Origin of the sequence: Paenibacillus sp. FSL k6-2145 (genome assembly GCF_037976585.1) — a bacterium.
In the GTDB taxonomy this organism is placed as follows: domain Bacteria; phylum Bacillota; class Bacilli; order Paenibacillales; family Paenibacillaceae; genus Paenibacillus.
In genome coordinates this window covers 6,365,782-6,375,909 of the sequence record NZ_CP150267.1, presented here as the reverse complement: position 1 = coordinate 6,375,909, position 10,128 = coordinate 6,365,782, and the positions used below count along the sequence as shown (strand labels likewise).

The 10,128-nt window shown below is 41.6% G+C and carries 1 protein-coding gene; it reads left to right on the top strand.

Annotated elements, in window-relative coordinates; genetic code table 11:
- The first annotated feature begins 30 nt into the window (after positions 1-30).
- A complete protein-coding gene (locus NZ043_RS28185; RefSeq protein ID WP_339309847.1) occupies positions 31-9,852 on the top strand; it encodes an amino acid adenylation domain-containing protein in 9,822 nt (3,273 codons plus the stop codon).
- The last annotated feature ends 276 nt before the right edge of the window (positions 9,853-10,128 follow it).

Here is a 10,128-nt window from a genome sequence, read left to right as displayed (position 1 = left end):
CTAAAAATATAAATGTGATCGGGGTGCCGTATGTCTATTTTTAAGAAACAGGAATCGTATTGGGCAAGCCGATTTGAAGATGATGATCATCTTGTTCATTTGCCTTATTGCAAGACAACCTCCAAACACCCAGACGATACGCAGCACCAGAATGATATATATAAGTCTTTATCAGCCGATGTCTCATATAAAATCAAGTCCATGTCGCGCAATGCTCCTATGGCGATATATACGATCTTATTAACGGGAGTTCAGTGTCTGTTATATAAATACTCGAATGAAACCAAGATGATTATTGGCATACCAACGATGGAAGAAAAGAACAATGATCTATCGCTTTCGAATAAGGTTCTTGTCTTAAAAAATAATATCAATCATGTGATGTCATTCAAATCCTTATTTAATCAAGTGAAGACCAGTTTAACCGAAGCCATTCAGCATCAACGAATCCCTTTCAGAAAAATGGTTGAACGTTTAAATGTTCAGTATGATTCGAACCATGTACCTCTAATTCATACCTTGGTTTCGTTGAATGAAATTCATCCTGCCCTTGATGAAAATAACGTAAAAGCGGCGACAATGTTCCACTTTGATCTAGAGAACGACTCCATTCAGTTAAGATTAGTTTATGATGATGATCGTTATGATCGAGAGTATATGGTCCAAGTTGTAGAACATCTTGACCAATTGTTATCCGTTGTGCTGAACCAACCTGATCTGGAGTTAAGTCATGTCGATATGTTATCGGAGTTTCATCGAAACAAGCTGTTATTTGACTTTAACGATACAAGGGTGGGGTATCCACAGAACAAGACGATGCATCAATTATTTGAAGAACAGGTGGAACGAACACCGGACCATCCGGCAGTCGTATTTGAGAATAGACAGTTAACGTACAGAGAGTTAAATCAAAAATCCAACCAATTGGCCCGATTGCTTCAAGCTAAGGGGGTGCAGGCGGGTCAGTTCGTTGGCATTATGGCAGAGCGCTCACTTGAGATGATCATAGGTTTATTCGGTATTCTAAAAGCTGGCGGGGCATATGTCCCAATCGATCCGGAATATCCGCCAGATCGTATTCATTATATCCTTGAGGATTCAAAAGTGGCTTGGTTGCTGCATCAAAGTCATATACAGAAACCTGAACATTATGCAGGGACATTTGTTATTCTGGATTCTGAAATAAATCACCATGATCATCATTTAAGTTTGGAAGATGGAGCGATCTCCAGTGATTTGGCATACATGATCTACACGTCTGGAACAACAGGTCATCCCAAAGGCGTAATGATTGAACATGCCAGCATTGTGAATTCCCTGCAATGGAAATCGGATTTTTATCATTTTACCGGAGATGATCGGGTATTAATGCTGAATCCTTTCGTTTTTGATTCATTTATTACTCATTTCTTTGGTCCGATGATATCTGGCTCGACAGTGTACTTGTTAAACCAGCAACAGTGTAAAGATGCTGTAGCCATCAATACGATGATCAAAAAACAGGAGATCACGCACATTCAAAGTCCACCCAGTTTCTTGATGACACTGTTGGAACAAGTAAGCGCGGAAGATTGGGCATCCATGAAAAATGTGGTGGCTGCGGGAGAGAAGATTGTTCCTGCCTTAATACACAAATTACAGCGCATCAATCCACTGATTGAAGTGTGTAATGAATACGGTCCAACCGAAAATAGTGTTGTATCCACAGTTCTGTCGATCAAGTCGGCAGATCAAAATATCTCAATCGGGAAGCCTATTGCGAACAATAGAGTCTACATTTTAGGAGAACGGAATGAATTGCAGCCTATTGGAGTTCAGGGAGAATTATGTGTAGCCGGAGCAGGGCTATCCAGAGGTTACTTGAACCGTCCAGATCTGACGGCGGAGAAATTCGTGGATGATCCATTTGTTTCGGGAGCGAAAATGTACAAGACAGGTGACTTCGCAAGATGGCTGCCCGATGGGAACATAGAGTATATAGGAAGGGGAGATCATCAAGAGAAAATTCGTGGACACCGGATTGAACTGGGTGAAGTGGAGACGGCTCTTCTAAATAGTACCCAGATAAAAGAGGCCATCGTCATAGCCAGAGAAGATGAAACGGGAACGAAACAATTATGTGCGTACCTGGTAGGAGAGGATGCAATCACGATCGGGGAACTGCGGGGGGCGCTGTCCCAGCAGCTGCCAAACTACATGATTCCGTCCTATTTTGTACAGCTGGATCAGATGCCGCTCACGTCTAACGGGAAAATCGATCGCAAAGCTTTGCCTGCTCCCAAAGAACATATGTTGAAGGGCATGGAGTACGAAGCACCCCGAACGATGGTGGAACAACAACTTGTATCGATCTGGGAAGAGGTACTTGGGGTAGAGAACATTGGGATTTTGGATAATTTCTTCGAGCTTGGAGGAGATTCGATTAAATCCATTCAAGTTTCTTCGAGGTTATATCAAGCAGGTTACCAGGTGCAGATGGATCATCTGTTTAAAAATCCAACCATAGCAAGCTTGATTCCCTATGTTCAACCCATAAGTACCCTGTCAGAACAGGGAATCATCACTGGAAAAGTGATGCTGACTCCAATTCAGCATTGGTTTTTTGAGCAATACAAGGTGGACGCCCATCATTATAATCAGTCCGTGATGTTGTATCGGAAAGAAGGTTTTCATGAAGCCACACTTCGCCGTGTATTCGATAAACTGAGTGAGCATCATGATGCACTTCGTATGGTATATCGCCATACGGAGCGGGGGTATGAAGCGTGGAATGAAGGGTTGGCAAGGGAATCCTTATATACACTTGAAGTGATGGACTTTAAGTCATTAGCAGATCCGTCTCAAGAAATCGAGAAGAAAGCAAATGAAATGCAAAGCACGTTTAACGTGGAACGTGGACCCTTGATGAAGCTGGGCGTATTTCAATGTGCAGACGGAGATCATCTACTAATCGTTATTCATCATCTAGTCATCGACGGAGTTTCATGGCGAATTTTGATCGAAGACCTATCGAGGGGTTATGAACAATTAAGTGATGGCGAACCCATTCAACTACCGCAAAAAACGGCTTCCTTTCAATTATGGGCAGAACAGCTCCAGTTGTATGCGAACAGTGATGCGATAACGCAAGAGATTGTATATTGGAATGAAATTGAAAAAGCAACCTATAAGCCGTTACCTACAGATTTTAAAGCGGATCATGCACTGGAAAAAGACAGTGAAGAAATCACGATGGAATGGTCAGCGGCAGAAACGGAGCAATTATTAAAACAAGCGAATCGTGCTTATAAAACGGAGATTAGCGATTTGCTGCTCAATGCACTAGGCATGTCTATTCACCAATGGACAGGCATGGATAAAGTGCTGGTCAATCTGGAGGGACATGGAAGAGAACAAATTTTACCGGATCTCGATATTACACGAACGATCGGATGGTTTACAAGCCAGTATCCGGTTGTACTTGATATGGAAGCAAGTTCAAATATGTCTCTTTTCATCAAAACAAACAAAGAAATGATTCGTCAAATCCCTAAAAAAGGGATTGGTTATGGTATTTTACGATATTTAAGTGCACATCAGCAAGAAATGCCCTTTACCTTGAATCCTGAAATTAGTTTTAACTATTTGGGACAATTTGATCAGGATCTTCAGAATAGTGGGATGCAGATCTCTCCCTATCGAGGCGGAGCAACAGCAAGCGACAATCACAGAAGAAATGTTCTTATCGATATGAATGCCTTAATTGTGGAAGGCAAATTGACGTTGTCACTTCGGTTTAGTCGCACCCAATATCAAAAAGAAACGATGGAGCGAGTAGTAACATATTTTAGAGATCATCTGCAAGAAATAGTGATGCATTGTGTGACAAAAGAGAAGCCGGAATGTACACCAAGTGATCTAACGTTAAAAGGAATTACGATTGAAGAATTAGAAGGATTTGTTCAAGAATCGGAACACATTGGTGAAATCGAAGATATATATGCTTTGTCACCGATGCAAAATGGGATGTTCTTTCATCATTTGCTTCATTCAAAATCGGAAGCGTATTTCCTTCAAACCACGCTGGATCTTCATGGTTCGTTAGACGTGGAAGCTTTTACGAAGAGTCTGGATCAGTTGATGCAGCGTAATTCGATTCTCAGAACAAATTTTCATAGCAAATGGAAGAATGGACCTCTGCAAGTGGTATACCGTCATAAACGGAATGGGCTAATATACGAAGATTTGCGTGAGATGAACGAAGAAGATCGTGAAGCATACGTGGCAGAATATACAAGAGCAGATAAAATAAAAGGTTTCGACCTGTCTCAGGATGTGTTAATGCGTATTTCGATCTTGCAAACGAATGACCAAACCTATCGTTTCATTTGGAATTATCATCATATTTTGATGGATGGCTGGTGCCTGTCTCTTGTAATCCAGGAGTTGTTTGATGGATACTTTGCTATTCAGGAACAACGAAAACTGGAGGCAAAGGGTACGATTCCATACAAACACTATATTGAATGGCTGGACAACCAAGATCATGAAGAGTCCCTGAAATACTGGAGTGACTATTTGCAAGGTTATGATGAGCAGACCACTTTGCCAAAAGAACATTCAATTACGAAGAGTGATGAATATCATTCAGAGCATATAATTTGTGCACTTAGTCAGGAATTAACCGGACAAATCGCACAAGTGGCCAGTCAGAATCAGGTGACGCTGAATACGTTCATGCAGACAGCCTGGGGAATGTTGCTACAGATATATAACGGTAGTGAGGATGTTGTATTCGGAAGCGTGGTGTCGGGCAGACCTGCGGCGATTGTCGGAGTTGAGCGAATCATTGGTTTATTCATCAATACCATTCCTGTACGCGTTCAGACTCAAGGTAACGAGACATTTGCAGCGGTTATGAAACGGAATCAGGAACAAGCTGTGGCTTCGCATCCACATGACACGTATCCGTTATACGAGATTCAAGCGGAAACATCGCAAAAGCAAAATTTGATTGATCATATCCTGATATTCGAGAATTATCCTGTACAGGGCATTATGGAACAGTTTGGGGATCAGGAGGAGACAACTCTTCGGATTACGAATGTAGAAGCAGATGAACAAACGAATTATGACTTTAACCTGATTATTAAACCAGGCCAATCCATGAAATGCATGTTCTATTACAATGCTAACGTCTATGATCGGGCAAGCGTAGAACGCATTCAAGGTCATTTGATTCAGATGTTGAAGCAAGTGGTCAACAATCCGAATATTCCGATCCATGACATTGACTTGACGACAACACAGGAGAAAACACAAATTTTGGAACAGTTTAATGATTCTATGGCTGAATATCCAATGGACAAGACAATTCATGGACTGTTTGAGGAACAGGCGGCAAGGACTCCTGCACACGTTGCGGTTGTATTTGAGGATCAACATTTGAACTATCAAGCGCTGAACGAGAAAGCCAACCAATTGGCAAGAACGTTGAAGGCTAAAGGCATTCAAAATGATCAGTTAATAGGGATCATCGCTGATCGTTCGCTAGACATGGTTGTAGGAATCCTTGCGATTTTGAAAGCCGGTGGCGCATACGTGCCGATTGATCCTGAATATCCAGAGGATCGTATAAACTACATGCTTGAGGATTCGGGTGTACATGTATTATTAGTGCAAAGTCATTTGAAAGAACGCATCTCTTTTGCAGGAGAGGTCGTTTGCCTGGATCTACCTGAGTCCTATCATGAAGATCATTCCAACTTGGGAGTGACTGCTGCACCAACAGGCTTGGCATATGTAATTTATACCTCAGGAACGACAGGTAAACCAAAAGGGACATGTATTGAACATAAAAATGTGGTTCGATTGTTGTTCAACAGTAAAAATTTGTTTGATTTTAATACATCAGATACATGGACCTTATTCCATTCTTTTTGCTTTGATTTTTCGGTATGGGAAATGTATGGGGCATTGCTCTATGGCGGAAAACTGGTTATTGTACCTCAAATGACGGCAAAAAGTCCGGAACAATTTCTACAATTGTTAAAAGACGAGCAAGTGACGATATTGAATCAAACGCCAACGTATTTCTATCATCTTCTTCAGGAAGAACTGGGAGGTCATGCAGCAGATCTGAAATTAAGAAAAGTGATTTTTGGAGGAGAAGCCCTCAATCCCGTGTTATTGAAGGATTGGAAGCTGAAATATCCATTTATCCAGTTAATTAATATGTATGGGATAACCGAAACAACGGTTCATGTAACGTATAAGGAAATAACCGACATTGAAATACATGCTGGAAAGAGCAATATTGGAAAACCAATCCCGACGTTGCAGACCTATATTCTGGATAAACATCAACGCATTCAACCGATCGGTGTTCAGGGAGAATTAGTTGTAGCAGGTGAGGGCCTTGCCAGAGGTTATCTGAACCGGCCTGATTTAACCGCAGAGAAATTTGTTGATCACCCCTGGATTACAGAAGGGAAAATGTATCGCACAGGAGATGCCGCAAGATGGTTGCCGGATGGAAATATTGAATATCTGGGACGAATCGATCATCAAGTGAAAATTCGCGGTTACCGAATTGAGCTTGGCGAAGTGGAAACTGCGCTTTTGCAAATAGACTTCATTCAGGAAGCAGTCGTTATTGCCCGTGAGCATGAGGATGGTTCGAAGCAGTTGTGTGCGTATTGGAAAGGCCACAGCTCACTGACAGCGAAGAAAATCAGAATGGCATTATCTCATGAAATTCCGGATTATATGATCCCGTCTTATTTTGTTCAATTAGAGCATATACCGTTAACTTCCAATGGAAAGGTTGACCGAAAGGCATTGCCATCTCCACAAGAACATATGCAAAAAGGGACCGAGTATATGGCGCCGCAGAACGCTGTAGAACAAGCGATCGTCTCTGCCTGGGAAGCTGTGCTTGGTGTTCAAAAGATTAGCACATCAGATCATTTCTTTGAACTCGGGGGCGATTCGATTAAATGTATTCAAGTTTCCTCACGACTGCTTCAAGCAGGGTATAAAGTGGAAATGAAGCATTTCTTCACCTATCCAACAGTAGCAGAGTTGAGTGAACACGTTACATCTGTGAGTACTATTTCTGACCAAGGGGAAGTTAGGGGACAAGTGATGCTGACACCTGTTCAGCGCTGGTTCTTTGATCAAAATATGGTGGACGCACATCATTACAATCAGGAAATGATGTTCTTTCGTGAAAAAGGGTTTGATGTCCGCTTTATTCACAGCATCATGGATAAGATCGTTAAACAGCATGATGCTCTCCGCATCCTTTATCGTCAAGCGCCTGAAGGTGGATATGAAGCGTGGAATCGAGGGGCAGACGAAGATGGATTATACAGCCTTGAAATCGTTGATCTCAAAACAGAAGCAGATCCTGCATCGTTCATTGAAAATAAAGCAAAAGAAATTCAGAGCGGTATGGATCTGTCTCACGGGCCTTTGATCAAACTTGGGTTGTTCCAATGTGCTGTAGGGGATCACCTGCTTATTGCCATCCATCATTTGTTGGTAGACGGGGTTTCATGGCGTATTTTATATGAAGATATTCAGACAGGACATGATCAGTTCTTGAGAGGCCAAGAAATCCAGCTTCCTCAAAAAACGACCTCGTTTAAACAATGGGCAGAACAATTGTCTACGTTTGCAGATAGCCCGGCGATGAAGCAAGAGAATCCATACTGGAGTCGTGTGGAGCAGGCCCAGCTAAGCCCGCTGCCAAAAGATATGGATTGTGATGAGACGATTGGCAAAGATAGTGAAACGATCACCATTCATTGGACAGCAGCGGAAACGGAGCAATTATTAAAGCAGACACATCATGCGTACAATACGGAAATTAATGATATATTGCTAACGGCATTGGGAATGGCAGTTCATGATTGGACAGGCATGGGAGAAATTCTTGTAAATCTGGAAGGGCACGGTAGAGAAGACATCCTGCCAGAGCTGGACATTACGCGTACAGTGGGATGGTTTACGAGCATGTACCCCGTTATGATTACGATGGAGTCCGGGGCTGACTTATCAAGGAGGATTAAGACCGTCAAGGAAAGACTGCGTCAGATCCCAACTAAAGGCATTGGTTACGGGATTTCGAGGTATTTGTCACATGGAAATGAAGGATTCAAGTTAGAGAAAAATCCCGAAATTAGTTTCAACTATATGGGACAGGTGAATCAGGATTCGGGCCAAGATGGCATTAAATTCTCGCATTATTCCAGCGGACCATCCGTAAGTGAAAACAACAAGAGACCTTTTGTACTTAATATGAATGGCATTGTTACAGAGGGTCGGTTGTCGCTGTCCATTAACTATAGTCAAAAACAATATCGCCGGGAAACGATGGAGCAATTGGCTTGTCTCTATAAGGAAGGTCTTAATAGAGTCGTTGAACATTGTGTAACGAAGGAACAAACCGAGCTTACGCCAAGTGATATTTCATGCAAGTCATTAACCATTGATCAATTGGATCAAATCGTGGAACAAACTGGGCACATCGGTCGAATCGAAAATGTGTACCCACTTACACCATTACAGAAGGAAATGTTGTACGAAAGTGAACGGAATCCAATTTCGGGCGCTTACTTTGTACAAATCATGTTTGATATGCGTGGTGATTTCGATGTTGCCTCTTTTGCGCAAAGTTTGGATCAATTAATGCAAAGGCATGCGATATTAAGAACTAATTTTTACAGTGATTTCGTGGACATCCCTCTTCAAATTGTGTATCAAGAGAAGGAATTTGAATTTATCTATGAAGATGTAGCTGGCACAAGTGAGCTGCAACGTAAAACGTATGTTGACGAGTATATTGAGCAGGACAAGGCAAGAGGATTTGACTTACAACGAGATTCGCTAATACGCATGTCTGTTTTACGAACAAAGCATGAGGAATACCGCGTCATATGGAGTTTTCACCATATTTTGATGGACGGCTGGTGTATGTCTCTGGTAAGCAAAGAGATATTTGAAAATTATTTTGCGATTCGGGAAAATAGAAAGCCTCAAGTGACTCTATTAACACCGTATAGTCAATTCATTGAATGGCTGGAACAGCAAGATCATCAAGGTGCAATAACCTATTGGAGTCATTACCTGGAAGGTTATGAAGGGCAAACGAAATTGCCTGGAGAAAAAATCAAACCGAAACATGAAAGACAGGATTCCAGAACGCTAAACTGTTATTTGGATGATGTACTAATCGAACAAATGAAACAGATTGCGGAACAGCAGCATGTAACGCTCTATACGTTAGTTCAGACTGCTTGGGGTGTATTGTTGCAGCAATACAATGAAAGCAATGATGTTGTATTCGGAAGTGTTGTATCGGGCAGACCGCCTGTTATTCCTGGGATCGAAAGCATGATTGGATTATTTATTAATGCGATTCCGGTTCGTATGCAGGCTCAGGCCGATGAGTCATTTATATCTTTTATGAAAAGGAATCAGGCACAAGCTGTGGATTCACATGCGTATGATACGTATTCGTTATATGATATTCAAAATCTGACCAAGCAAAAACAATCTCTGATTAACCATGTTGTTGTATATCAGAACTTCCCGGTAGAGCATCGAATGGAGAGTTTGGGTCAAAAAGGCGAAATACCGCTTGAAATTATGAATGTTGGGGGTACAGAACACAATAGTTTTGATTTTACTTTGATCGTCAAGCCCCATGAGAACATGAAGATCATATTGATGTATAATGCCAATGTGTATGACCTATCTACCGTTGAACAGATTCAAAAACACTTTATTTCCATATTTCAACAAGTGGTAAGTAACCCGGAAGTTAAAATAAACGAACTTGCGTTGAGTACGTCGAACATTTATTAATGGAAAAGTAATGGGCCTCTCCAAAAGTGAGTTTCCTCCTCACTCAAAGCGCTAACGAATCTGACGCGTCTTAAGAGGTAGATTCGATGTGAACGGCAAACTTAAACGAACCTCAGTAACGTTATTTCATCATATCAGGGTGTCATAACCTAAAAAACGACCCAATCGACGAAATAACGTCTCTGTGATTCGTTACACCATAGACTTGTGCAAATCAGAGCGAATAGCGTGTGCCAGGTTCATTAGAATAAAATAACTTTTATAAGGGATGTCCTC

Coding starts and splice junctions, on each gene's coding strand:
- NZ043_RS28185 (WP_339309847.1), top strand. CDS start 31: ATGTCTATTTTTAAGAAACAGGAATCGTATTGGGCAAGCCGATTTGAA.